This is a genomic window from Halosimplex rarum (genome assembly GCF_047715405.1).
In the GTDB taxonomy this organism is placed as follows: Archaea; Halobacteriota; Halobacteria; order Halobacteriales; family Haloarculaceae; genus Halosimplex; species Halosimplex rarum.
In genome coordinates this window covers 3,324,661-3,348,321 of record NZ_CP180412.1, presented here as the reverse complement: position 1 = coordinate 3,348,321, position 23,661 = coordinate 3,324,661, and the positions used below count along the sequence as shown (strand labels likewise).

Below are 23,661 nucleotides of genomic sequence, written 5' to 3'. Positions count from 1 at the left end.
AATCGCCAACGCTGATGACTGGCCTCTTGGATTACGCGTTCACTGGTCACGCTCTATAGCCACCGAGTCCGACCGTGTCAACCACATCTTCCGACCTTGTGTGTGCGCGGGAACGAGAATTCATCCTGATTCCGGTTGATCACCTCTACAAGCGAGGTATAGTTGTTGGACGTGCGCCGGTTTAGTTGCTCAGTCTCAGCGTCCCAGGTTAGAACGTCGACCATAACCCGCGTGTCGTTGCGGAGACCGGGATGGTCGACAGTCACGTACGCAGGTGGAGTCGTGGTGGTCATGTTGACAGTGTAGACGCGATAGAACGTCCCACTATCAGGTGAGCGCAGCGACCCGAGCGGTTTCGCGAAGAGGACGCTCCCATTCTCGTCGTAGGCACACAGCCGTAGGTCGTCGTACGAGAGATTGGTGTATCCGCGTGCTTCCGCGCTGACATTCACACCGATAGGCTCATCGATCGCCGGCCACTGATCCCAGTCCACGAGATCAACTCCGACGCGCGCGGTCTGATATGGGGAGCCAGCATCCGTTTCGGGTTTCATCGTTTCCGCTGAGGGGTTGGCTGTCGGTGTTTTCGTCTCGTCGACAGCAGCCGGTAGTATCCCGCCGCCGAGTCCAATGAGTACCGCAGTTACGAGTATCACGAGGCCGATACCCGTACCGACGGCGAGACGTTTGTTCATCGCCCCTCTACCTGCCAATCATCAGTGCTTACACTCAAGACTTCCTCAATACTGAATGCGAAGTACGTCTCGTTGGTGGGCGGGAGGAACTGGTCCTCTAAGGTATCGCCAGACATAACACTCCACTCTGTGACTCCGACTCCACCCTGCGCGTGGTCAAAGACGACTTCCTGAGTTCGATCGCTTCCACCGCCGCTATACACCTCTGAGCCCCCGTTATCGTCGATCTCGCCCATGTTCAGTACATGGCCGATCTCGTGGACTGATGTTTTTAGCATCATTGAACGTATCTGTTCATCGCGTGAGATGCCCCATCTGTTAGCAGGGATCTCATTGAAATCTCTTTGTTCAGTATTTCCGTTGATGAATGCACTCACCCAAGTTGTCTCATCGCGGTTCCCTGTGTGACGACGGACACCTCCTTGATTAGGATGGTGTAACTTTTTGGTGGGGTCGTCAGTGACGTTTCCAACGAACATATAGAGTGTATCTGTATCATGGTAGTTGTCCTGTATCCAATAGATGTCCTTAACTGTGAATGGTTGCCTATGATCAGTGAGGCACACGCCAGAGAGACATGTAGAGAGGTCGCTGCCGTCGATAATATCCGTATGCTGGGTAGCGACAAAGTTGACCTCGATACTGTACATCGCATAATTTTCCTCGATAGTCTTGCGCCACTGCTCGTTCTCAACTGGATTGGTACTATCTGCGTGATAGTCGACTTCGATATCGACGCTTGGATCCGGAGTTTCGCTTTCGTCCGTTGGTGACGCTTCCCATTGTAGTTCGCCTATATGAATATTTGAGTGGTATTGAGTTCCGTCATCGTAGAGTTCAGCGCCCATTGTCCCGCTGGACGCTTCGTGGATACCAATCTGATTTTGGACGACTTCGTTACCGGAGATACCACTACCTGTCTGGAGATGCTCTCGATAGAGAACCACGTTATCTGTGATTGGTATCCCGCGGTCAGAACTCAAATTATAAACACCAGCCCAACCGTCCCAATAACCGTCTCCATCGGTATCTGCCTCCGTAGGATCAGTAGCGAAGACCTCATCTGCTCCGTTTATTTCAGTTTTCACCCCGTCAATCTCTTGCCCGTCGGTGAGCCCGTCGTCGTCCGTGTCGGGGTCCCAGGGATCAGTCCGGTACTGGTAGGCGTCGTGGACGGTCGCCTCCCGCGGAGGGTCGTCGTACCTTCCGACTTCCATCTTGTTCGACAGCCAGTAGTCCGTCCGATTTCGACCATCTAGCGCCGTGAAATTGAATCTATGAAGCCCAGGTGCACTGTTGACGGTGACGAAGTCGAAGTCGTCCGTGCCGTCGGTGAAGTCCGGGTCTTCGACGTCGTCGATCAGGGGTAGCTGATCGCTCCGAATACCCATCTCGGCCTTGAGGCGCCACTCTTCGAGGGACTTCTGTCCCTGGAAGACGTTCTGGAACGTCTGCTCACGTTCGGTCGTGATGTTGTAGGTCTGAACGGCTTCGGGGTCAGTGTGGGTGTATAGTTTCTCCTGCGTGTCGTTCAATCCGTCCCCGTCGGTGTCTCGTTCGGTCGGGTCAGAACTCACCGAGAGGTTATCGGTCTGATGCCGGGGCGCGGCCGCCCAGCGATAGGGCTGCCCGAATCGCTCCACCACCGAGACGTTCCAGCCGAAGATCTCCTGGCGGTCCGTCAATCCGTCTCCGTCGGTGTCTTTGTGTCCGAGAGCGGGGTTGCTCGACCACCGGTAGCCCGTTTCCAGCGCCTGGCTGTTCGGCGGTTCCTGCGTGACTCGGGAGGTGATGTCGACTTCTTCGCCGTCTTCGAGGCCGTCACCGTCGGTGTCTTTCGAGAACGGGTCTGTATGTACGATGTCGCCGTTGGCGAGCGGGATACCCTTCACTTCGCGGAAGTCGGGAATCCCGTCGCCGTCTGAATCCCGCTGGACGACCTCCTCAGTGGGCGCTTCGAAGTCGATGTAGTGTGCTCGCAGCCAGGAGTTGTCGCCGCCGGTGTGGCGGGCATCGGCGCGTAGCGAGACGGTCACGTTCTCGCCAGCGTACTCGGTGATGTTCAGCCGTCGGGTCGCCGTTCGCGTCTTCGAACTCGAACTCCAGTCGGTCTCCAGGCGGTAGATGTCCGTCTCCTCGCCCTCGGAGGTGACCGTCAATACCGCCGCGCTATGTGACCACGAACTCTGAACGTGCGCCGTCACTTTCACCTTCACGAACAGCGGCCCGTCGTCGGGCAGCGTCTGCGAACGATTCAGGTACCGCTCGCGATTGGTCTTCTCCCAGACGCGGATCGAGTCGCTGTCGGACTCGATCTCGCAGTCGCCGTTCGCCGGTTCGTCCTTGTAACCATCGCCACGCGGCTCGACATTACAGGACCACTTGCTGTCCTCAATCGACGACGGCATCGACTCGAACGTCCAGTTCTCGATCCGCTCGGTGTTGCTGCCGTTCGGTCGCAACGAGAGGATGTCGTTGCGGTGGCGGAGGTGCTCCAGCCACGCGCTGTCGTCGAAGACCGTGTACGTCGAGAAGTGCGACGTGTTCGCCGAGACGGTGTTCGCCTCTGGGTCGACCGTGGAGTTGACGTGCTCGTAGCGCTGGTGGGTCTCGTTGAACCGATAGACCGAGAGATTCTCCTCGGAACTCTGGACCAGCGACTCGTCGTACTCGACGGTGATCGCCGCGGTCGAGAAGTTCGCCCGCGAGTCGAACTCGACGAACGGTGCGACCGTCGCGTTGGGTGCGTACTCGTCGCGATACCGGACGTTGTCCGGCGAGCCGATAGTCGTCTTCCCAGCGATGTCTCCTTCGCCAGTAATGTCGACTGTCGCACCCAGCGATTCGTTCTCGGCCGCGGTCGTGTACGTCTCGTTACCGTCCTCGACCCCGTTGTCGTTGGTATCGGGATCCAGCGGGTCCGTGTCGAACAGGGGCTGGACTTCCTTCCCATCGAGCAACCCGTCGTCGTCTGTGTCGGGATTCAGCGGATCCGTCCCGTTTGCGAGCTCTGCGGCATCATCTAACCCGTCGCCGTCGACGTCCGCATACAGCGGGTCGGTGCCTTCGGCCAGTTCTTCGGCGTTGGTCAGCGTATCGCCGTCGGGATCTTCGTCGGCGTCGCTGGTGCCGTCTCCATCTGTGTCGGGGGCGAGTGGGTCGGTTTCGGTCCAGATCCGCTCATTGCCGTCTGTGATCTCGTCGCCGTCCGTGTCCGGTTCGAGCGGATCCGTCCCCAACTTCAGTTCGGTCAGCGTCCCCAGTCCGTCGCTGTCGAAGTCCTCTCGCCCGTCTATCGTCCCGTTGGCGGCTTCGTCACCTGCTGTTTCCGCGGAGTCACTGTCCGGGTCCAGGGGGTCGGTACCGAGTCGACGCTCGGTCCTGTCGCTGAGGCCGTCGCCGTCCAGCTGTAGTGTCGCACGCGCAGCGGTGGCTCCACCTGAATTTCTCCGCTCGTCGCCCGGTTTGCGGTCCTCGTCCGTTACTGTCACTGTGATGTTCGTGACTCGTTCGTCCAGTTGAACCGAGAGACGGCTTGACCCGTTCTCGATAGGTCCGGCCGCACCCGTCCCGAGAGGGGCGTCGATCCGTTGCTCGCCGTCGACGGTCACAGAGAGATTCCCGAGCGTCCACGGACGGACGTCGCTGAATCGCAGGTCCAACGTCCGATTGACCGGTGTCGACCCGTTGCGGATCGGGTCGTCGCGGTTGACTATCGCAACGGTCGTCGCGCTACCCTGGTCGAGCATGTGCAGTGCCTGTTCGGCCTGTTGCCAAGAGGTCCGCATCGTCCGGATCGCCTGTGCGCGTTGTCGGATCGCTCGTCGCCCCTCCGAACGGTCGGCCCGATCCAGTATCCGTTGAGCACGGTCGAACTGACGCTTCGCGTTCTCGACGTGCGCCTCGGCGCTACGGCGCTGTCCACGGTTATCCAATTTCCCCTCTGTCTGGTTGAGCGCCCGCTCGGCGTCGAGAATCGCCTGATGAGCTGTGCTGTTATCGGCGATCGCGACGTAGTAACTCGCCCGCAGTGCGGTCGTATTCGCGTCCGTGTCGGCGAGTTTCGACAACGCCTGGACGGCGACCGCGTCGTCGGTGAACGCGTCCATCGACTCGACGCGAACCGGGTCGCGGTACTTCGTGAGTGTTCGGTTCAGCCGGTCGTGAGCCCGGTCGCGCGCCGATTGGTATTGCCGCTTTTCGACGTCGATTCCGGCGACTGCAGTGGCCGCGTCACCTTTGAGCTCGACCGGTGTCGCCGACGGGACATTGCCCGCGGCCGCGAGCGGTGTATCGTTACCTGCGGCACCGACGCCGGTGAACGCCACTCCCTGCCCGGAACCTCCGGCGACCGGAGGAACCGCCGCCAGTACAATCAATAGAACGCACCCGAGCGCCCCGATCTTCCCAAGCGAACCCATGGCCTCCCTCAGTTACCAGTTATTGTAAAAGTGTATGATGTTACGTATGATTTGCCTGTTTTGACGTTGGGTGCGAAAGTCGGTACGGACTTGAAGAGCACGCTGAATGTCTGCTCTCGTTTCGTGAACTCGTCGCCAAAGCCGAATCCAGCCGGTACGTCGTCCGAAAACGGTGACTGACGGGACTTGCGTCGGATATATCTCGACTATCGCACATATCAGACCGCTTTCTGAACTGTAGTTCTGAAAACAGTTATCGGTCGGCGGTGAGACGCTCCGTTCGTGCTCGGGTGTTCCGATTCGGCGGGGTCCGGTCGCCCCGACGGGCTGGGAGAAAGTGACACACCACCGATCGTTCTATACCGGACGGATGTCAACGGAGTGGATCTATGGGTGTAACTGCGAACGGGGACGGGGTCGGCGGCGGCAGCGGTAGCGGTGATGGCGCCGGGTCGGACGCCGAACCGGGCCACCCGGTCGTCTGGCTCTTCGACGAGTACGCGCGGCCGCACTGGAAACAGCTAGTGGGCGGGCTGAGCTGCTCGACGGTCGAGCAGATCCCGGCGCGGTTGCCGCCGGTGCTCATCGGCGTCGCCATCGACGCGGTGTTGCTCGACTCCGGCCCCTTCCGGCTGCCGCTGGTGCCCGACGCGTGGCTCCCGACGGAGATGGCCGATCAGCTGATCCTCTTGATCGCCCTCCTGATCGGAAGCTTCGCCGCCGTGGCGCTGGTGAACTACTTCGGCCGGCGGGTCCTCGGGCGGTTCGGCCAGTCGTTCCAGCACGAGATCCGGACCGAGGTGTTCGACACGGTCCAGCGCCTGGAGATGGGCTACTTCGACGACAACGACACCGGCGAGGTGATGAGCGTCCTCAACGACGACGTCCAGGAGGTCCAGACACTCGTCTTCGGCGTCCTGGCGCGCGGGTCGACCACGACGATGACCGCCGTCGCGACCTACGCGTACATGCTCTGGTTGAACTGGCAACTGGCGGTCGTCCTCGCGGTCGTTCCGTTGGTCCTGTTCGCCCTGAGCTACTGGTTCTCGAACTGGATCGAGCCGAAGCACATGGCCGTCCGCGAGCGGGTCGGCGACCTCAACAGCCGACTGAACAACAACGTCGACGGCGTCTCGGTCATCAAAACCTTCGGCACCGAGCGCGCCGAGCGCGAGCGCGTCCGCGACGCCTCCGGCGACCTCCGCACGTCCCAGTGGGACGCCCACTGGGCGCAGGCGACGATGGACCCGGTCTCCCGCACCGTCTCGCAGCTCGCCCGCGTCGTCACGCTCCTGGTCGGTGGGATCTGGGTGCTCACCGGCCCGCCGCTGTTCTTCACGGGGACGCTGACTCCCGGCGCGCTGTTCACCTTCTACATGTTCGCCGGATCCTTGCTGACCGCGATGCAGGGCATCGCCGAGATTGTCGACGGCTACCAGAACGGGAAGGCCGCGGCCACTCGCCTGCGCGACATCGTCGCCAACGACAGCGTCGCCGAGCGCCGCGACCCCGCCGAACTCGCTGACCCCGAGGGAGCGGTCGCCTACGACGACGTGACCTTCAGCTACCCCGGCCGCGACGACCCGACGCTCGACGGCGTCTCCTTCGACGTCGAGGGCGGCGAAACCGTTGGCATCGTCGGGTCGACCGGTGCGGGCAAGTCGACGATCCTCAAGCTCCTGCTGCGCTTCTACGACCCCGATTCGGGGACCGTCCGCGTCGACGGCACGGACGTACGCGACGTGACCGTCGAGAGCCTCCGCGAGTCCATCGGCTACGTCTCGCAGGACCCGTTCCTGTTCTACGGGACGGTCCGCGAGAACATCGCCTACGCAGACCCGGATGCAGACGAGGAGACCGTCGTCGAGGCGGCGAAGCTCGCGGGCGCCCACGAGTTCGTCGCCGAACTTCCAGACGGGTACGACACCCAGGTCGGTGAGCGCGGCGTGAAGCTCTCGGGCGGCCAGCGCCAACGCGTCTCGATCGCTCGCGCCATCGTCCGAGACCCAGCGATCCTCGTCCTCGACGAGGCGACCAGCCACGTCGACAACGAGACCGAGGTCCTGATCCAGCGGACGCTGGACGAACTCGCGGCCGACCGCACGACCTACCTCGTCGCCCACCGGCTCTCGACGGTCCGCGACGCCGACCGCATCCTCGTCGTCGACGACGGCGAGATCGTCGAGCGGGGTACCCACGAGGACTTACTCGCCCGCGACGGCCTGTACGCCAACCTCTGGAACGTGCAGGTCGGGGACGTGACCGCGTTGCCGGACTCGTTCCTCCAGCGCGTGCGCCGAGGTGATACCGCATGAGCGAGGATACCGACGAGAATCCGTACCGCGCCGACACCGACTGGCCGGTGCTCGCGCTCCTCCGTGAGTACGGCCGCTCGCACTGGCACCTCGCCGTCGCGGGACTGCTGATCCGGCTCCTGTGGATCGTGCCCGGACAGGCCACGCCGGCGTTGATCGGCTACGCCTTCGACGCGGTGTTCAGCGACGCCAAACCGTTCACGCTCCCGCTCGTGCCGCCGGCGTGGATCCCGGAGACCCAGGTCGGGCAGGTGTGGCTCGTCGCCGGGCTCGTCCTCGGGCTGTCGGTGGTCGGGCAGGCGGTCAACTGGCTGCGCACGCTGTCGTGGGGCGCGTTCGCCTTCCGCCTCCAGCACGACGTGCGCGTCGGCAGCTACGACACCGTCCAGCGCCTGGAGATGGGATTCTTCGACGACCACCAGACGGGCGAGGTGATGAGCATCCTCAACAACGATGTCGACGCGATGGAGACCTTCTTCACCGACACCATCGACGACGCGATGACCATCGTCGCGTTCATGCTCGGGATCTCCGTCTACATGCTCTGGCTCAACTGGCAGTTCGCGCTGGTCGCGCTGTCGGTCGCGCCGGTCATCGCGCTCGCCAACTACTACTTCTCCGCGCGGATGGACGAGATCTACGGCCGGGTTCGCGAGACCCAGGGCAAACTCAACGCCCAGTTGCGCAACTCGATCAGCGGCATCTCGGTCGTCAAGGCCTACACCGCCGAGCCGTTCGAGCGCGAGCGCGTCGCGTCGTCCTCGCGGACCGTCGTCGACGCCTTCATGGACGCGATCCGCCTCGGGGCGCTGCACTACCCGACGATGCGCGGGCTCACGGGCGCCGGACTCGCTCTCACCTTTGGCGTCGGAGGGTTCTGGGTGATGAACGGACCGCCCGGCCCCTTCACGGCGCCGCTGACCGCCGGGACGCTCGTCACCTTCCTCATCTACACCCAGCACATGGGCTGGCCGCTTCAGGACATCGCCGGCGTCATCGAGAGCTATAGCAGCGCCACCGCGTCCGCCGACCGACTCCTCGGGGTGCAGCGGGCCGCCCAGTCCGTCGAGGAACGGCCCGACGCGACCGAACTGACCGACGTCCGCGGCCGCGTTACCTACGACGACGTCACCTTCGGCTACCCCGAGAGCGAGCGTCCCGACGACCCGACCGCGCCGACCGACGACGGGCCGGTCGTCGAGGGCGTGAGTGTCGACGTCGAACCCGGCGAGACCGTCGGCATCGTCGGCCCGACCGGCGCCGGCAAGTCCACGCTCCTCAAACTCCTCGTCCGCTTCTACGACGTGGACGGGGGCACCGTGCGAGTCGATGGGACCGACGTACGCGATCTGACCGTCGACACCCTCCGCGGCGCGGTCGGATTCATCAGCCAGGATCCGTTCCTCTTCTCCGGGACGATCCGCGAGAACGTCCTCTACGGGACCCGCGAGGGCGACCACCGGGAGCCCTCGGAGCGAGCGAGCGGTGAGGAACGAACCGCGAGCCCCGGCGCGGACGAAGAGGCCGTCCGTGACGCACTGGACCGCGCCGAGGCCACCGCCTTCGTCGACACGTTGCCCGACGGCCTCGACACGCGGGTCGGCGAGCGCGGCGTGAAGCTCTCCGGCGGGCAACGCCAGCGGATCTGCCTCGCTCGCGCGATGGTCCATGATCCCGAGATTCTGGTCCTCGACGAGGCGACGAGCCACGTCGACAACGAGACCGAGGCGCTGATCCAGCGGTCGATCGAGGCGCTGACCGCCGAGCGGACGACGCTCGTCGTGGCCCACCGCCTCTCGACGGTCAAAGACGCCGACCGCATCGTCGTCCTCGACGACGGCCGCGTCGTCGAACAGGGGTCCCACGAGGAGTTGCTCGACCGAGACGGCCTGTACGCCACGCTCTGGCAGGTGCAGGTGGGCGACGTCCAGTCGCTCCCGTCGGCGTTCGTCGACCGGATCGAACGCCGCGCCGACGCGCTCGACGCAGGCGACTGAGGCAGCTTGGCGACGGCAACGCTGCCCCTTCCGTTTCCCCGGATCACGCCACCGGGTCGGCGTACCGGCACGCCTGCTCGACGTTCCCCGCCAGATCCGCGAACGCCGCCGTCGCGGGTGAGTCCGGAGCGTGTTCGCCGACCGGCACGCCCGCGGCCTGTGCCTCGGCGACGGCGTCGGACTCGGGCACCGTCGTCACCGGGCCGCCGAGTTCGCGCGCCACCAGCTCGGTCAGCGTCGCCTCGTTCGCGCGGTTCAAGACGATAGCCGCCAGCCCGGCGTCGAGTTCGCGGGCGAGCGCTCGCGCCCGGAGGGCGTCGCCCAGCGCCGGCGGCGCCGGTTCGGTGACGAGGACGCAGGCATCGGCCGCGAGCAGTCCGAGGCCCACGTCGCCGCACATCCCGGCCGGGCAGTCCACGACCACGCGGCCGTACTCGTCCCTGACGCGCTCGACGGCCTCGACCAGCGCCGTCGGCTCGCAGGCCCGCGCGCCCGCCAGGGACCGCCCGCAGGGCAGCAGCGCGACCGGGCCGCCCTCCCGGACGGCCTCGGTCGGGTCCGCCCGCCCGCCCAGCACGTCGTGCAGGTCCGGGCCGCGGTCGGCGGGCAGGTCCGCCATCGCCAGATCGGCGTCGACGACGACCGCGTCGAGGTGCGCGCCCAGATTGTACGCGACCGTCGACTTTCCCACGCCGCCCTTCCCGCCGACGACCGCGAGGATCATCGCCCTACAGCGTCGCCGTCAGCATCTGTCCCGTCCCTCCTCGTGCTCCCTCGGTCTGGACCCTCCCCGACCCGTGCGAGCAGCGCGTCCGCTCGTCGTCGGACCCGCCGGAGCGCCTGCCGGTCCGTCGCCCGCGCCGACGCGAGCGCGGATTCCGCCGTCTGCCGGTCTGCGCCGCATCCCCGCTCGCCCTCGGCCGCATCCAGTCGCGCCTCGACGTCCCGGAGCCAGGCCCGGACGCCGCTCGGGACGACCAGCCGCTCGGCCTCGGGAGCTCGGTCGGACGCGCCCGGACACTCCGATCGTCGACTCCCGGGGTGCGCGCTCGTCGTCGCGGAGTCCGGTCCGTCCACGGGCTCGCGGTCCTCGTCCCGACCGGTAGTCCGTTCGCTGTCGAGGCTCCCGTCCGACGTTCCGCCCGGTCGCGCGCCGCAGGCGTCGGGGACCGGGACGCCGTCCCGCGGAACGACCGGGTTCCCCAGCGCGCGGACGACGCCGGCGGGGGTCGAATCGACCGCCGGGACGGGACTCGCGCGCGCCGTCTCGTCGGTGCCTCCGCGACCGGGATCGGTCGCAGGTTCGGTCGCGACGACTTCCGCCGGCGGTTCCTCGGGCGAGGCGGGCGTGGCGTACCCGATAGTCAGTCGCCCATCGGCGGACACCTCGCCCGTGAACGCGCCGTCCTCCCAGCCGTCGGCAGGCTGGCCGCGGCGTCGCGGCGGCCAGACCGGGCCGTCGAGGCGGTTCTCGACACGCACCCGGCACGGCCGCTCCGCCGCGACGACGAGGCCGACCAGCGTCACCCCGTCGCTCCGTTCGAGACTCCAGTCCAGCGTGACCATGGGGGCGGTGGTCGCCCGTTCGGACTTAAATTCGCGGACCGACCGACGTTCGTGCTCCGCCGGGGCCGCCGGCGCTCACACCCTGACGACCGGCGCGCCAAGCCACTCGGCGGCCGCGTCGACCGTCTCGAACCGGTCGCAGGCCAGCACGACCGGCGCGCGCAACGCGGCCACGCGACCCACAGCGAGAGCGGCTGTCGGGCCGTCGACGTCGAACGGGTCGTCGGCCGCTCCCGCGGGCGCCCCGGGCACCGTTTCGACAGCGGTCTCGTACTCCCCGCGGATCCGTTCGACGAGGTGGGCGCGGGCGCGTCGTTCGAGGTTGGCCCGCCGGTCTTCGAGTCGCCGGCGTCGCTCGCGGGCGTCCCGGCTCTTACGGGCCTGTCGCTCGGCCCGCTCCAACGCCTCCCGCGCAGCGGCTCGCTCGGTCTCGCGCTCGGAGAGTTCGCGAGTCGCCTCGACCAGTTCGGCTTCGAGGTCGCTCACGTCCCGCCCCGCTTCGCGTCCGGCCTGGACCCGGCCACGGAGCGCCGCCACCCGTTCGCGGATCCGGTCGACCGCGGCGTCGGTCCCCGCGAGGCGCTCGCGCGGGCCCTCGACGTCCGGCGGAGACGGCACCGTCAGGTCGGTCAACCGCTCACGGACCTCCGCGAGGTCGTCGTCCTGGGGCGCCTCGCCACCGCGCGAGCGGGCCGCCGCCGCCAGCGCCGTGCGAACCCGGAGCGTCATCGAGGGTCGAACCCATCCGACGTGGTCGTGGACCGGTCGCGGCGGCGCGCAGTCCACGTCTGGCTTCGTCGCGCCGTCTTCCGGTTCCCCCCTGTCTACTGCGCTCTCGTCGCGGATCGCACCGACGAGCCGTTCGGGATCGATCCGTTGGTCCCGGAGGTCGAGGGCCCCGCCGGTTTCGCACTCGTCGCCGACCCGAACGACTAGCTCTCCGGCTGCGCTCATAGCTCGCTGTCGCGCATCTGCTCCGGGCCGGGGTGCTCGCTCCCGTCCGCGAAGGTCGCGTACGGCAGTGCGGGCTCCTCGCGACGCTCGTAGGCCGCCGCGGCCTCCCGCACGGAGTCGTCGAGCGCCTCGAACTCGTTGAACGGTCGCGTCCGCTCGATCTGTACGTCCCCACCGTGTTTCTCTCGGAGTCGTAGCGCCTGGAACGCGGCGAACTCCGTCTCGGCGAGCAGCGCGACGCGCCCGAACCGACGGACCACGACCTCCTCGTGGGTCCGACAGACGTTCCGGAGCGTCCCCCGCGCCGCCCGCGAGTAGGCCACCACCAGCAGCACGGCCGGCGACTGCACTCCCTGACGAGATAAACTTGTCGCTAAGAATTAACGAGTCGTCGTCGGCCGCTTGCAGCAGGTAGCGGCGCCGATGGAGTTCGGCTCCAGTATCGACACCTATCAAAATCTTATATACTCTATCAATAGTACAAAAATGCCCCCAGGTTTCGATCTCGCCGATCGTTTCCCGTCGACAGCGATTACTCGGCGTGAATTTCCCGGTCTCGGATCGACGGTCGGTAGTACGTAACTCCCGAAAACGAGAACAGGTGACTCGCGTATCTATCACCGTTTTCGCGAAGTGATGCGGGTGCGAATACTCGGGTGTTCTCGCCGACGAAGCAGCCGATCTCTGGGTCGAATTCCACGGCCATAACCACTGGCTTCACGACCGTGGGGGCAGACGAGAAATCCTGTTTAGACAATATTCAAAGACAGATAATTCTACGAAAACATAATATGACTTATGAACTTTCTGGCCCGGTCGAGCCGGACCATGAACAACGGTCACTGTCCGAACCGGGGCGTCTCACGGAACGCCGCAGCACCCAAATATTTATATAACCAAAAAATTGAAGGTGGATTCACTTTTGCCACTATATACCCGATGAACTACTATGTAAAACGTACGTTCCAGGCGTTTTTCACCGTGTGGGCGACGTTAACATTCACGTTCGTGTTGACGCGCTACATGCCCGGTGGGCCGCTGGACTTCATCAAGGCCCAGATGGCCCTGGGGAACCTGGGGCCCGGGTCGGGTGGCGGCGGGTCGGGGTCGGTGGACATGGCGCAGTTCTCCCAGCTCGCCCAGGAGTACGTCGGCATCGACCCGTCGAAGCCCATTTACCTCCAGTACGCCGATTACATGGTACGCCTCCTGCAGGGCGACCTGGGTCAGTCGATCTGGTACGGCGAGCCGGTCGCGCAGGTCCTGTTCCCGGCGATCCCCTGGACGGTGTTCCTCGGATCGATCGCTGTCACGGTCTCGTTCACGACCCGGGTGGTCATCGGCGCGCTCCTTGCGTACATCGAGGGGTCGAAGCTCGACCTCGGCGGGACGACGGCGCTAATCTGGGGCCACTCGATCCCCTTCTACATCATCGCCATCGTCCTGATCTACGTGTTCGCGTATCAGTACGGCTGGTTCCCGATCTCTGGCCGGGTCAACGCGAACGCCACACCGGGGCTCAACGTCCCGTTCATCCAGGGGATACTGTGGCACGCCGCGCTCCCCATCGTCTCGCTGGTGTGGGTCTCGTTCGGACAAGGCGCGCTCGCGATGCGGGCGAACTCGATCCAGGTGCTCGGTGAGGACTACCTCAGAGCCGCCAGACTCCGCGGGATCGACTCCGACCGCATCGCCCTGCTGTACGTCGGCCGGAACGCGATACTCCCGATGTACACCCAGATGCTGATCCAGATCGCGTTCGTGTTCGCGGGGTCGGTGTACCTGGAATCGATCTTCGCGTACCCGGGCGTCGGCTACTACCTCTTCCAGGGGATCCAGGCCCGGGACTACCCGCTGATGATGGGCGCGTTCATCCTCATCACCGTCACCGTCGTCCTCGCGATGTACGTGGCGGACCTGACGTACTCGTTCCTCGACCCGCGGATCAAACAGGGTGATGCCAGTGAAGCGTACTGACGCGACCGACCGACGCCACGGAGGTTTCCAACATGTCTGACAACACTGCGAGTCCGATCCGATCGCTCGAAGAGGAGTACGACGGCGCCACCAACATCTCGCGACTCGACCGGTGGCGGACCCAAATCGACCTGTGGGTCGTCGCCCCGGCCCGGATAATGTGGGAAGACACCCGGACGCGTATCGGCGCGTTGATCATCGCGTTCTACGCCCTGATGGGCACCGTCGGCGTCGTCGTCACCAGCCCACCCGTCCAGAACGAAGGGGAACCGCTCATCGGGATGTTCCCCGGCGGCATCGTCCCGACGGGGGAGAACGCCTGGATCTCGGGCGGCCAGACGGTGATCGGGGACGTGACGGTCCCGTGGCCGGAGTTTTACTTCCCGCTGGGGACCGACATCCTGGGGAACAGCCTCCTGGAGATGACCGTCCACGCGACGCCGGCGATGCTGAAGATGGCGTTCGCCGGCGGCGTCGTGACGACGCTCATCGGCACCGCCGTCGGCACCGTCGCGGGCTACAAGGGCGGCCGGACCGAGCAGGTGCTCATCACGGCCGCCGACATCCAGATGGCGATCCCCGGGCTCCCGCTGCTCATCGTCCTGGCCGTCGCGCTGCAGCCCCGCGACCCGCTCCTCGTCGGGTTCCTCCTCAGCGTCGACGCCTGGGCGGGGCTGGCCCGGCAGCTCCACTCGCAGGTGCTGTCGCTCCGCAACGAGTCCTACGTCGAGGCCTCGCGCCTGATGGGATTCTCCTCGCCGCCGATCATCTGGGACGACGTCCTCCCCAACATCATGCCGTACGTGATGATCAACTTCATGGGGAACTCGATCCGCGTGATCCACGCCTCCGTCGGGCTGTACTTCCTCGGCGTGCTCCCGTTCACCACGCTGAACTGGGGCGTGATGATCAACATGGCCTACAACCGGGGCGGCCTGTTGACCTGGAACGCGGCCCACTGGTTGCTGATCCCGATCGTCGCGATCAGCCTGCTCGGGTTCGGGATCACGCTGTTCTCACAGGGGATGGACCGCCTGTTCAACCCGAAGGTGCGAGCCAGGTACGCGAGTTCGATCGATACCGACGGCACCGACGCGATGAATCGGTAAGGAGCGCCCCACCGAGCCCCTGGATCCCGGAACAGGGGTCGACGCCGCGGCCTACTTCTTCCACGTCGCTCCGTTTCCCAGATACAGGGACAGAACCTGTCCGCCCGCTCGTGACCGCTCTTTCCGTGCACGGCGCACCCGTTCCCGACCTCCCGCTCCACTCGGTCGTCGGGTCGGTCGCGGTTCGCGCGCTCGGTTACTCGGTGGAACGGGAGAGACAGGCGGAGCGGTCGGTCGATGGCGGTGTGGGCTACGAGGGACTCTCGGCTCCGGCGTCCCCGCCGGTCTCCTCGCCGGCGGCGTCTTCGGGGAGCGGCGCGCTGTCCCAGTACTCGTGGTCGGGATCGGCGCGGAAGCAGGATACGACGTTGAAATCGTTCGCTCCGGCGAACCCGTCGGGGCGTTCCCGGCCGCAGATCTCCCGGGCGTCGGGGCATCTGGTGTGGAACCGGCAGCCCGACGGCGGGTCGGCCGGGTCCGGGATGTCGATGCTGCGGACGGGCAGCTCCCCCGCGTCGTCCCCGGGGTCGAAGTCCGGCGTGGCCCAGATGAGCGCTTTCGTGTACGGATGCTGGGGGTTCTGGATGACCTGTTCGGCCGGCCCGATCTCCACGATCTCCCCGAGATACATGACGGCGATCCGACCGTCGGCCTTCTCGGCCAGGTACCGGGCGTTCGAGAGGTCGTGACTGATGAACACGAACGACGTGTCGAAGACGTCCTGCAGTTCGAGGAAGAGGTCCATCATCTCGACGCGCAGCGAGACGTCGAGCGCCGAGACGGCCTCGTCGGCGAGGATGAGGTCCGGATTCATGAACAGCGCGCGGATGAGCGCGACGCGTTGCTTTTCGCCGCCCGAGAGCTGGTGGGGGTACCGGTCGGCGTAGTCCTCCGGCGGGGTCATCCCGACGTGTTCGAGCATCGTCAGGATCTGGCTCTGGCGCTCCTCCCGGGACATCTGCGGGTGCATCTTGTGAAGCGGCTTCGACAGCGTTCGCTTGACGCGCTTGTTGGGATTGAGCGAACTGCCCGGGTCCTGGTGGATCATCTGCAGCGCCAGGCGGATGTCCTCGAACGGGATCGTCGCGTCGTCGCTCCCGTCGCGGGCCTCCCAGACGTCCTGTCCGCGGTAGGACACCGACCCCTTCGCCGGCCGGTGGATCCCGATGAGCGTCTTCCCGAGCGTCGTCTTCCCGCACCCGGACTCGCCGACGACCGCGACGACGTCGTTCTCGTAGACGTCCAGGTCGACGCCCTCGACGGCCCGGAGCGTGCTGGTCCCGCCGAGCAGGCTGTGGACGCCCTCGTTCATCTCGAACTCGATGCTGACGTCGTCGAGTTCGACCACGGGATCGCGGCCGTCGGGCGGCACCGCCTCGTCGATGCTGTGTTCCTGCTCGCGGTAGTCGAAGCTGATGGGGATCTCGCGCGCGGCGTCTTCCCAGTGGTAACAGGCGACCGTGTGCGTCCCATCTACGTCCCGCATCTCGGGTTCCGCGTCCCGGCAGCGGTTCGTCGCGAGCGGACAGCGCGTGTGGAACCGACAGCCCTCGGGGATGTTGATCGGGTCCGGGCTCGACCCGGAGATGGTGTCCATCTCGTCGAGCGGCGCGTCGAGGTTCGGCGTCGATTCGAGCAGCAGTCTCGTGTAGGGGTGCGAGGCGTTCTCGATGATCTCCCGCGTCGGTCCGACCTCGGCCAGCTGGAAGGCGTACAGGACGGCGATGCGGTCCGAGAGGTTCGCGACCAGCGGGAGGTTGTGGCTGATGAACACCATCGTCAGCCCGTACTCCTCCTGGAGGTCGTTGAGCAGGTTGATGATCGAGCGCTGCATCAGGAGATCCAGCGAGGCCGTCGGCTCGTCCATCACCAGCACTTCGGGTTCGAGCACCAGCGACAGCGCGATGAGCGCGCGCTGTTTCATCCCCCCGGACAGCTCGTGTGGGTAGGAGTCGAGCACCCGGTCGGCATCGAGGTAGAGGTCTTCGAGCAGGCGGTAGGCGCGCTTCATCCCGACGTCGATCGGCGTGTCGTGGGCCTCGATCGTCTCCTCGAAGTGGGCACGGAGCTTCATCGTCGGGTTCCACGAACTCATCGCGCCCTGGAACACCATCGACATCTTCTCCCACCGGAACTCCTTGAGCTCCTCGTCGGACAGTTCGAGCACCTCTATCGACTCGCCGCCGTCGGGCGGGTAGTACTCGACGCTGCCGGAGACCTGCCCTGGTTCGACGACGGCGTCCAGCAGCGAGTCGGCGAACATCGACTTGCCCGACCCCGACTCGCCGACGACGCCGAGTATCTCCTCGCGGCGGACGTCGATCGTCGCGCCGTCGAGCACGGTGGAGACGCCCCGATCCATGTCGAACTCGACGGTCACGTCCTCGACCGAGAGGATGTGATCCCGGTCGCTACGCGCTTGCTCCAGAGTCTCCGTGGACATGTGTGGCTACCTCCTCGGCGCCCCTCTGTAAGTGTTACCCTCACCCACGACACTGAATCGCATGATTTTACGGGGAGCCGCAACCGATGTCCTCGCTCGACGGCCGTGAATTGCCGCTCGACTGGCGCGGATCCCGTTCGCCGTCGGGGCCGTCCGGTGCAGAGAGATGATCCGCAACGCAAACCATTATTATTAGATCTTCTGAAGGTGCGAGCATGTCCTACCAGGTAGCAGTGATAGGTACCGGCGCGGAGCCCGACGACCCCGGCGGCGACGGCTACGCGATGGCCTACCACCACGCGAACGGCTACGAGAAACTGGACGACGCGGAACTGGTCGCGTGCGCCGACATCGTCCGCGAGAACGCCGAGGCGTTCGCGGCGGAGTACGATATCGACGAAGGGGGGATCTACGAGGACTACGAGGCGATGCTGGAAGCGGTCGAACCCGACATCGTCTCCGTCTGCGTCCCTCCGTCGATCCACGCGCCCATCTGCATCGACTGCATCCGCGCCGACTCCGTGGAGGCGATCCACTGCGAGAAGCCGATGGCCGAGACCTACGGCGGCGCGCGCATGATGGCCCAGGAGGCTGACCGCCACGGCGTCCAGCTCACCTTCAACCACCAGCGCCGGTTCAGCGACGCGGTCCGGACGGCCAAGCAGCTGCTCGACGACGGCGAGATCGGCGACCTCGAACGCGTCGAGTTCTCGGCGGGCGTCGGCATCTTCGACTACGGCAGCCACTCGTTCGACCTCTGTAACTACTTCAACGACGAGACGCCCGGCGAGTGGGTGATGGGCCAGATCGACTACCGCGAGGAGAACGTCCTGTTCGGCTCGCACAACGAGAACCAGGCGATGGTCATGTGGCAGTACGAGAACGGCGTCCACGGGCTGGCCGGCACCGACGGCACCGGCACCGGCGGGCCGGCGGAAGCGATCGCCTGTCACAACCGCCTCGTCGGATCCGACGGCGTCATCGAAGTCGGGCCCGCCGGCGACGACACGCCCCCGCTGCGGATCCGTCGCCACGGCGACGCGCAGTGGGAGACCGTCGAGACCGAAGACGGACTGCACAGCTGGGAGTTCGTCGACCGCGCGATCGCCGAGAACGTCCGCTGTCTCCGCGAAGGCGAGACCCCGGAACTCGGCGCGGAGAACGCGCTGAACGCGACGGAGCTCATCTTCGCGACGTGGGAGTCCTCCCGGAAGCGCGGCCGCGTCGACCTCCCCCTGGAGATCGACGACAACCCGCTCGTCGAGATGGTCGAATCCGGGGAGCTGAACCCCGAACCGAGGGACGGATAGATGCCCGACATCTCGGTCTGCGTCGAGATGGTCTTCGACGACGAGCCGTTCCACGACCGGATCCCGCGTGCGGTCGCCGCTGGCGCCGACGCCGTCGAGTTCTGGGGGTGGCGCGATAAGGACCTCGACGCCGTGGAAGCGGCCGCCGCGGAGGCGAACGCGCCCGTCGCCGCGTTCGGCGCCGGCGGGACCCTCACCGACCCCGACCAGGCGGACGAGGCGGCCGCGACGATCCGCGAGTCGATCGAGACCGCCAGCGACCTCGGCTGCTCAACGCTGATCGCGACGACCGGCCCCGACCAGGACGGGCTCGACCGCCAGACGCAGTACGAGACCGTCGTCGACGTGCTCTCGGACGTGGCCGCCGATGCGGAGGACGCCGGCGTGACGCTCGCGCTGGAGCCGCTCAACACCGAGGTCGACCATCCCGGCTACTTCCTGACGACCTCCGCGGAGGGCTTCGACATCGTCGACGACGTCGGCTCGCCGAACGTCCGCCTCCTCTACGACGTGTACCACCAGCAGATCACCGAGGGGAACGTCATCGAGACCGTCACCGAGAACGTCGACCGGATCGGTCACGTCCACATCGCGGACGTGCCCGGTCGGCACGAACCGGGGACTGGCGAACTCAACTACGCGAACGTCTTCGCGGCGCTCGACGAGGCCGGCTACGACGGCTACGTCGGCTGCGAGTTCCGACCCACGGGCGACCCCGAGGCGGCGATGGACGCGGTCCTGAACTGCCGCTGACGGCCGCTCCGTCTCTCTGCTGGCTCCGCGCGTTCGACCAGACGACTGACGGCGACGGCGGCCGTCGGTCGGCGGTCGCTCCGGAGGAAAATTTAATAGCTGGCAATGAGGAACGTGAACTAATGTCGTACGAGAGCTACTACCAGACGGGGACATCGGTCCAGCGGTTGCTCAACGACCACCGGTTCAAACTCTACTACGCGTTGTTCGTCGCCCTGATCCTCGGTTCCGCCGTCGTGGCCGACCTCGTCGGGTTCCCGACGGTCGCCGGGATGCTCGTCTCGTACGTCGTCCTCTTCTCGGTCGTCTCGGCGCTGTTCGTCTTCCTCCCAGTCGCGATCCTCTCCAGACTCGTCTGAACGGCTGGCCGGTCGCCGCGACCGTCGCCTGGCCGGGGGAAGTTATACGGCGATCTATCGTGAACGTCGAGTATGGAACTCGAGGAGCTAGCCCGGAGGGCGGTCCCGGTCAACGTGATGTTGACGGCGCTGCTGTTGTTCTCCGCGGCGGCGATCGCGTTCACGGACGTCCAGATCAGCCCGGCGACCCGGTACGTGATGTACTTCTCGGCGGGCTTCCTGGTGATCAACTTCGTCGTCATCTACGCGGTGTACCGCTACCGGATCCAGGCCGATCACGACGAGTACGCCGCGTAGAATCGTGATAGCACCGAAAACGCGACGGGCTGCGGAGAATACGAGTTCGGTGGGACGGCTGTGTCGCGGTCAGGTCACTGCGTCTTGGCGGTGATCGAGGGGATGCCGCGACGGAGCTGCCGCCAGTTCTCGGTGGCGCCCCACACCGGGTGGTGTTCGTCCGTCGCCGTCGCAACGCCGTTGCTCCCCTTCTCGGGCATGGGCTGGGGCCACTCGAAGTGGCGCGTGTTGACCATTGTCTGGTTCGGGTACGGGAACAAGATGATGTTCGGCATGTGGTACGCGAAGGTCCAGAGGATCTTGGGGAGGACCTCGTTGTTCTCCTCGACGGACTGCGTTCTGAGCTGTTTCCACGCTTCGCCGGCGTTGAATGTTTCCGACGCCTCACCCCCGTAGTCGCCGATCTCCGGCGGAATCTCGTAGTCGATGACGCGTCTGCTGTCGTACCACGCGCCCGGACTGAACCGGGTGTCGACCTCCCCTTCGAACGGCCCGTTGGCGCTGGTCCAGACCTGGGCCGCGCCGAACGAGCCCTCGCTCAGCTCGCTGAACACGACCGACGACTCCGGCGTCGAGTGCTCGACGTCGATCCCGAAGGCGTTCAGGTCCTCCTTGATCGTCTCGAACATCGCGCGGTTGTTCGCGTACGACTGGATGGTCAGCGAGAGCGTCTCGCCGTTGGGTTTCACCCACATCCCGTCTTCCTTCGTGAGCCCGACCGATTCCATGCGCTTCGTGGCGACGTCGGTGTTCTCGCCGGCGGTCGTCTCCAGTTTGCCGACCACGTCGGGGAAGCGCTCGGCGGCCGCCGGCGTGCCGATGAGCGTCTGCTTCTCCCAGGGGCTGATAGCGCTCGCCGCGCGGGAGCCGAGCTGGTTCTGGATGATGTCCTGCTCCGAGATGACGTGGGCGATGGCCTGGCGGATCTTCCCCGCGCGAGCCGGGACGACGCCGTTGTCGTGGTCGGCCTTGAGCCACGGGTCGACCTTGTCCCCGCCGTAGTTGATGACGAACGTCCAGCCGAAGCTCGCGCCCGGCGCGGAGGAGACCTCCGTGACGGTCTGCGGGGCGTTCGAGATCGCCGACGGGAGCCCGCCCTGTTCGATGTCGATCCGGTCGCTCGCCAGCCCCTGGTAGCCGGAGTTTCCGCCGCCGCCCAGGCGCACGAGCTCGAAGTTGTTGAAGTTCGTCTCCCCGGCCGACCAGTGATCCGGGTTGCGCTCGAACGTCGCTTTGTTCTGGTTGACGTTCTTCAGCATCCAGGGACCCGAGAGCAGCGGGTCGTCCGCGAGCGTCTCCGAGTGCTCCTGGACCTCGGTCCTGATGGAGTTGCGCGCGTCCACCGTCGAGGCGTCTTTGATCTCCTGGAGTTTCCCGGCGTACCACCCGTCCCGGTACTGGTCGATCTGGATGCGCCAGAGGCCGGTCGCCAGGTTGGCGTTCCACCCGTCCGGGTTCAGCTTTCGGACGAGCGTTTTGTCGTTGTCGCCCTCGACCTCCCAGCCGACGACCATCGGATTCTCGGCCCTGTTGGCCTGCGGCGTCATCCGTCGGGCGAGTTCCTCGGAGACCTTGAAGTCCTCCGCGGTGACCGGGTCGACGATCTCGGTGCCCCGGTGCCAGTGGACGCCGTCTCTGATCGTGAGACGCTGTTCGTTGTTCTCCGCGTCGATCTCGGAGGGTTGCTCCTCCGAGAGGTTGACCTCGTCGAGGTTCATCCACTGCCCGGTCGTGAGCGACTGCCCGCCCAGCCGCGCGTAGACCAGGCGGATCGTCTCGTCGTAGTTCTTCGGACTGAACGGGTTCGTCTCGTGCTCGGTGAGCGGGTCACCGCTCCTGGCCGCCGCCCACCGAAGCGGCGTATCAACCGTCTGGGGCGTCGATCCCGTCCCGGAATCACCGTCGGAACCGCCGTTCGACCCGCCGTCGGAGCCCCCGTCGGAGCTACCGTCTGAGCCGCCGTCACCGCCACCGTCGGAACCCCCGTCGGAGCCGCCGTCGGAACTCCCGTCGCCGTTCTGCGAACACCCCGCCAGGATCGCGAGCCCCGACACCGCCGAGAGCCCCTTGAGCGCCTCTCGTCGCGAGTACGGTTCACTACCGAGCTTGCCATCTGTTGGCATGGGTCGACCCAAACGTGCGCAACTGATAAATTTTGTCTAGGAATTATGATGATGGATTCGCGCGTCATCCCCCGAAACGATTTACGCGTCCCCGTTCCGGTGTTCTCACATGACCGAGCGACCCGAACAGCTTCGAGACCGCGCTACCGTCGCCCCGGAAGCCGTCGCCGGATCGCTCGAAGCGTTCCCTCGCGAGGCGGGCGTCGTCGGCGAGACGCTCCGCTCGTTCGAGGGGGAGCGTCGGAGCGCAGCCGTGGCCGCCGTCGCCGCCCGTCTCACCGACGACGACGTCATCGTTCGGCGAGGCGCCGCGCTCGCGCTCCGAACGTGCTTCGAGGTGCATCCGGAAACCGATCCGGCTGTCGCGACCGAACTCGCCCGGTCCCTGGCGGACGACGACCACGTCGTCAGAAAGCACGCGGGGACGGCACTCCGAGACGTCGCGGTTCAGGACCCAGAGACCGCCGACGCGGCCGTCGACTCCCTCCCGGAACTGCTCGATCCCGCCAGCCCGGATCTGCTGAGCGTCGGCCTCGACATCGCGGCCGTCGTGGCCGAGTCGGATCCCGACGCCGCCGTCCCGCTGGTTCCACCGTTGCTCGACGCCCTCGACGCGTTGGCGGACTCGGCGGCCGGTCAGTCCGGTGGCTCCGACGACGTGACCGCTCGCTCGCCCGCGGCACGTGAGTTCCGGCGACGCCAGGCGACGGAACTCGGCCGGCAGCGGGACCGGATCGTCGGCGTCGTGAACGAGACGCTCGGCGCGCGACCGGAGGCAGTTTCGTCGGTCCGTCCGGCGCTCGTCGACGCTCTCCGGTCCGAATCGGTCGGGGTCGCCCGGGCGACGCTAGCGGAGACGCTCGGACAGGTCGCCGAATCCGATCCCGCGGCCGCCGCCGGAACGACCGACGACCTCGCTGCGCTCCTCGACGACGCGGACGCGGCGGTCGCCACGAGCGCCGCCTGGGCGCTCGGCATCCTGGCGGACACCCACGGTCAGCGCGTCGCCGACGCGGTCGCCGCCGACGTCGACGCGCTCGCGGCCCTCCTCGACGCCGAAGCGCCCGGCGCACGCGTCGCGAGCGCGACGCTGCTCGCGTACGTCGCCGAAAACCGACCCGACGCCGTGGACCCGGCTATCGACTCGCTCGTGGCGGCGCTGGACGACGCGAACCCGGACGTCCGCGCGAGCGCGGTGCTCGCGCTCGGGGACGCCGGGACCGAGCGTGCACTCGCGGACCTGCGGACCGTCGCCACCGACGATCCCGACGAACGAGTTCAGACGACCGCGCAGACGGTCCTCGGCCGCATCGCGGCCGACGAGTGACGGTGACGCCGCTCC

The 23,661-nt window shown here is 66.1% G+C and carries 17 protein-coding genes; 9 read left to right on the top strand and 8 right to left on the bottom strand.

The annotated features are described in order from the left end of the window. Window positions 1–77: 77 nt before the first annotated feature. Together ACMGFH_RS15950 and ACMGFH_RS15945 are read right to left on the bottom strand one after the other, a co-directional pair. Window positions 78–695 (bottom strand): hypothetical protein, encoded by a 618-nt coding sequence (locus ACMGFH_RS15950; RefSeq protein ID WP_415379435.1) that lies wholly within the window; start codon window positions 693–695, stop codon window positions 78–80. Further along, complete coding sequence (locus tag ACMGFH_RS15945; RefSeq protein ID WP_415379434.1) at window positions 692–5,116, bottom strand: hypothetical protein; 4,425 nt, start codon at window positions 5,114–5,116, stop codon at window positions 692–694. The genes ACMGFH_RS15950 and ACMGFH_RS15945 overlap by 4 nt, the downstream gene beginning before the upstream one ends. A gap of 389 nt (window positions 5,117–5,505) precedes the next feature. On the opposite strand from ACMGFH_RS15945, the gene ACMGFH_RS15940 reads away from it, so the two are divergent. Both ACMGFH_RS15940 and ACMGFH_RS15935 read left to right on the top strand, forming a co-directional pair. Continuing rightward, on the top strand, window positions 5,506–7,431 hold the full coding sequence (locus ACMGFH_RS15940) for an ABC transporter ATP-binding protein (RefSeq protein WP_415379433.1): 1,926 nt from the start codon (window positions 5,506–5,508) through the stop codon (window positions 7,429–7,431). Then, window positions 7,428–9,428 carry an ABC transporter ATP-binding protein gene (locus ACMGFH_RS15935; RefSeq protein ID WP_415379432.1) on the top strand — a complete coding sequence of 667 codons (2,001 nt, stop codon included), beginning with the start codon at window positions 7,428–7,430 and terminating at the stop codon, window positions 9,426–9,428. Before ACMGFH_RS15940 ends, ACMGFH_RS15935 begins: the two co-directional genes overlap by 4 nt. 43 nt (window positions 9,429–9,471) lie before the next feature. Here ACMGFH_RS15935 and ACMGFH_RS15930 read toward each other — a convergent pair whose 3' ends face one another. The 4 genes from ACMGFH_RS15930 to ACMGFH_RS15915 form a co-directional block, all read right to left on the bottom strand. Further along, window positions 9,472–10,152, bottom strand: a complete 681-nt coding sequence (locus ACMGFH_RS15930; RefSeq protein ID WP_415379431.1) for a MinD/ParA family ATP-binding protein — start codon at window positions 10,150–10,152, stop codon at window positions 9,472–9,474. Continuing rightward, window positions 10,149–10,994, bottom strand: a complete 846-nt coding sequence (locus ACMGFH_RS15925) for a hypothetical protein (protein WP_415379430.1) — start codon at window positions 10,992–10,994, stop codon at window positions 10,149–10,151. The genes ACMGFH_RS15930 and ACMGFH_RS15925 overlap by 4 nt, the downstream gene beginning before the upstream one ends. A 75-nt stretch (window positions 10,995–11,069) precedes the next feature. Then, window positions 11,070–11,948, bottom strand: a complete 879-nt coding sequence (locus ACMGFH_RS15920) for a hypothetical protein (protein WP_415379429.1) — start codon at window positions 11,946–11,948, stop codon at window positions 11,070–11,072. After that, entirely contained in the window at window positions 11,945–12,283 is a 339-nt protein-coding gene (locus ACMGFH_RS15915; protein ID WP_415379428.1) for a hypothetical protein, read from the bottom strand. The genes ACMGFH_RS15920 and ACMGFH_RS15915 overlap by 4 nt, the downstream gene beginning before the upstream one ends. Before the next feature lie 604 nt (window positions 12,284–12,887). On the opposite strand from ACMGFH_RS15915, the gene ACMGFH_RS15910 reads away from it, so the two are divergent. Together ACMGFH_RS15910 and ACMGFH_RS15905 are read left to right on the top strand one after the other, a co-directional pair. Further along, window positions 12,888–13,925, top strand: a complete 1,038-nt coding sequence (locus tag ACMGFH_RS15910) for an ABC transporter permease (protein WP_415379427.1) — start codon at window positions 12,888–12,890, stop codon at window positions 13,923–13,925. Window positions 13,926–13,957: 32 nt separating this feature from the next. Further along, the gene (locus ACMGFH_RS15905) at window positions 13,958–15,034 is read left to right on the top strand and encodes an ABC transporter permease (RefSeq protein WP_415379426.1); all 1,077 of its coding nucleotides are present in this window, start codon (window positions 13,958–13,960) and stop codon (window positions 15,032–15,034) included. Window positions 15,035–15,284: 250 nt separating this feature from the next. On the opposite strand, the gene ACMGFH_RS15900 is transcribed toward ACMGFH_RS15905, so the two are convergent. After that, complete coding sequence (locus tag ACMGFH_RS15900; protein WP_415379425.1) at window positions 15,285–17,477, bottom strand: ABC transporter ATP-binding protein; 2,193 nt, start codon at window positions 17,475–17,477, stop codon at window positions 15,285–15,287. Between the two features lie 215 nt (window positions 17,478–17,692). Here ACMGFH_RS15900 and ACMGFH_RS15895 point away from each other — a divergent pair, with 215 nt between their 5' ends. The 4 genes from ACMGFH_RS15895 (at window position 17,693) to ACMGFH_RS15880 (ending at window position 20,196) form a co-directional block, all read left to right on the top strand. Next, window positions 17,693–18,787, top strand: coding sequence for a Gfo/Idh/MocA family protein (locus tag ACMGFH_RS15895; protein ID WP_415379424.1), 1,095 nt, complete (start codon window positions 17,693–17,695; stop codon window positions 18,785–18,787). Then, the gene (locus ACMGFH_RS15890; RefSeq protein WP_415379423.1) at window positions 18,788–19,540 is read left to right on the top strand and encodes a hydroxypyruvate isomerase family protein; all 753 of its coding nucleotides are present in this window, start codon (window positions 18,788–18,790) and stop codon (window positions 19,538–19,540) included. Window positions 19,541–19,662: 122 nt separating this feature from the next. After that, window positions 19,663–19,899 (top strand): hypothetical protein, encoded by a 237-nt coding sequence (locus ACMGFH_RS15885; protein WP_415379422.1) that lies wholly within the window; start codon window positions 19,663–19,665, stop codon window positions 19,897–19,899. 72 nt (window positions 19,900–19,971) lie between these two features. Then, on the top strand, window positions 19,972–20,196 hold the full coding sequence (locus ACMGFH_RS15880; protein WP_415379421.1) for a hypothetical protein: 225 nt from the start codon (window positions 19,972–19,974) through the stop codon (window positions 20,194–20,196). 74 nt (window positions 20,197–20,270) lie between these two features. Here the strand turns inward: ACMGFH_RS15880 and ACMGFH_RS15875 are convergent, their stop codons facing one another. After that, a complete protein-coding gene (locus tag ACMGFH_RS15875) occupies window positions 20,271–22,319 on the bottom strand; it encodes an ABC transporter substrate-binding protein (RefSeq protein ID WP_415379420.1) in 2,049 nt (682 codons plus the stop codon). Between the two features lie 109 nt (window positions 22,320–22,428). On the opposite strand from ACMGFH_RS15875, the gene ACMGFH_RS15870 reads away from it, so the two are divergent. After that, the gene (locus ACMGFH_RS15870; protein WP_415379419.1) at window positions 22,429–23,646 is read left to right on the top strand and encodes a HEAT repeat domain-containing protein; all 1,218 of its coding nucleotides are present in this window, start codon (window positions 22,429–22,431) and stop codon (window positions 23,644–23,646) included. Window positions 23,647–23,661 lie beyond the last annotated feature (15 nt).

Coding starts and splice junctions, on each gene's coding strand:
- ACMGFH_RS15870 (WP_415379419.1), top strand. CDS start 22,429: ATGACCGAGCGACCCGAACAGCTTCGAGACCGCGCTACCGTCGCCCCG.
- ACMGFH_RS15920 (WP_415379429.1), bottom strand. CDS start 11,948: ATGAGCGCAGCCGGAGAGCTAGTCGTTCGGGTCGGCGACGAGTGCGAA.
- ACMGFH_RS15935 (WP_415379432.1), top strand. CDS start 7,428: ATGAGCGAGGATACCGACGAGAATCCGTACCGCGCCGACACCGACTGG.
- ACMGFH_RS15940 (WP_415379433.1), top strand. CDS start 5,506: ATGGGTGTAACTGCGAACGGGGACGGGGTCGGCGGCGGCAGCGGTAGC.
- ACMGFH_RS15950 (WP_415379435.1), bottom strand. CDS start 695: ATGAACAAACGTCTCGCCGTCGGTACGGGTATCGGCCTCGTGATACTC.
- ACMGFH_RS15945 (WP_415379434.1), bottom strand. CDS start 5,116: ATGGGTTCGCTTGGGAAGATCGGGGCGCTCGGGTGCGTTCTATTGATT.
- ACMGFH_RS15880 (WP_415379421.1), top strand. CDS start 19,972: ATGGAACTCGAGGAGCTAGCCCGGAGGGCGGTCCCGGTCAACGTGATG.
- ACMGFH_RS15930 (WP_415379431.1), bottom strand. CDS start 10,152: ATGATCCTCGCGGTCGTCGGCGGGAAGGGCGGCGTGGGAAAGTCGACG.
- ACMGFH_RS15875 (WP_415379420.1), bottom strand. CDS start 22,319: ATGCCAACAGATGGCAAGCTCGGTAGTGAACCGTACTCGCGACGAGAG.
- ACMGFH_RS15900 (WP_415379425.1), bottom strand. CDS start 17,477: ATGTCCACGGAGACTCTGGAGCAAGCGCGTAGCGACCGGGATCACATC.
- ACMGFH_RS15925 (WP_415379430.1), bottom strand. CDS start 10,994: ATGGTCACGCTGGACTGGAGTCTCGAACGGAGCGACGGGGTGACGCTG.
- ACMGFH_RS15895 (WP_415379424.1), top strand. CDS start 17,693: ATGTCCTACCAGGTAGCAGTGATAGGTACCGGCGCGGAGCCCGACGAC.
- ACMGFH_RS15905 (WP_415379426.1), top strand. CDS start 13,958: ATGTCTGACAACACTGCGAGTCCGATCCGATCGCTCGAAGAGGAGTAC.
- ACMGFH_RS15910 (WP_415379427.1), top strand. CDS start 12,888: ATGAACTACTATGTAAAACGTACGTTCCAGGCGTTTTTCACCGTGTGG.
- ACMGFH_RS15890 (WP_415379423.1), top strand. CDS start 18,788: ATGCCCGACATCTCGGTCTGCGTCGAGATGGTCTTCGACGACGAGCCG.
- ACMGFH_RS15885 (WP_415379422.1), top strand. CDS start 19,663: ATGTCGTACGAGAGCTACTACCAGACGGGGACATCGGTCCAGCGGTTG.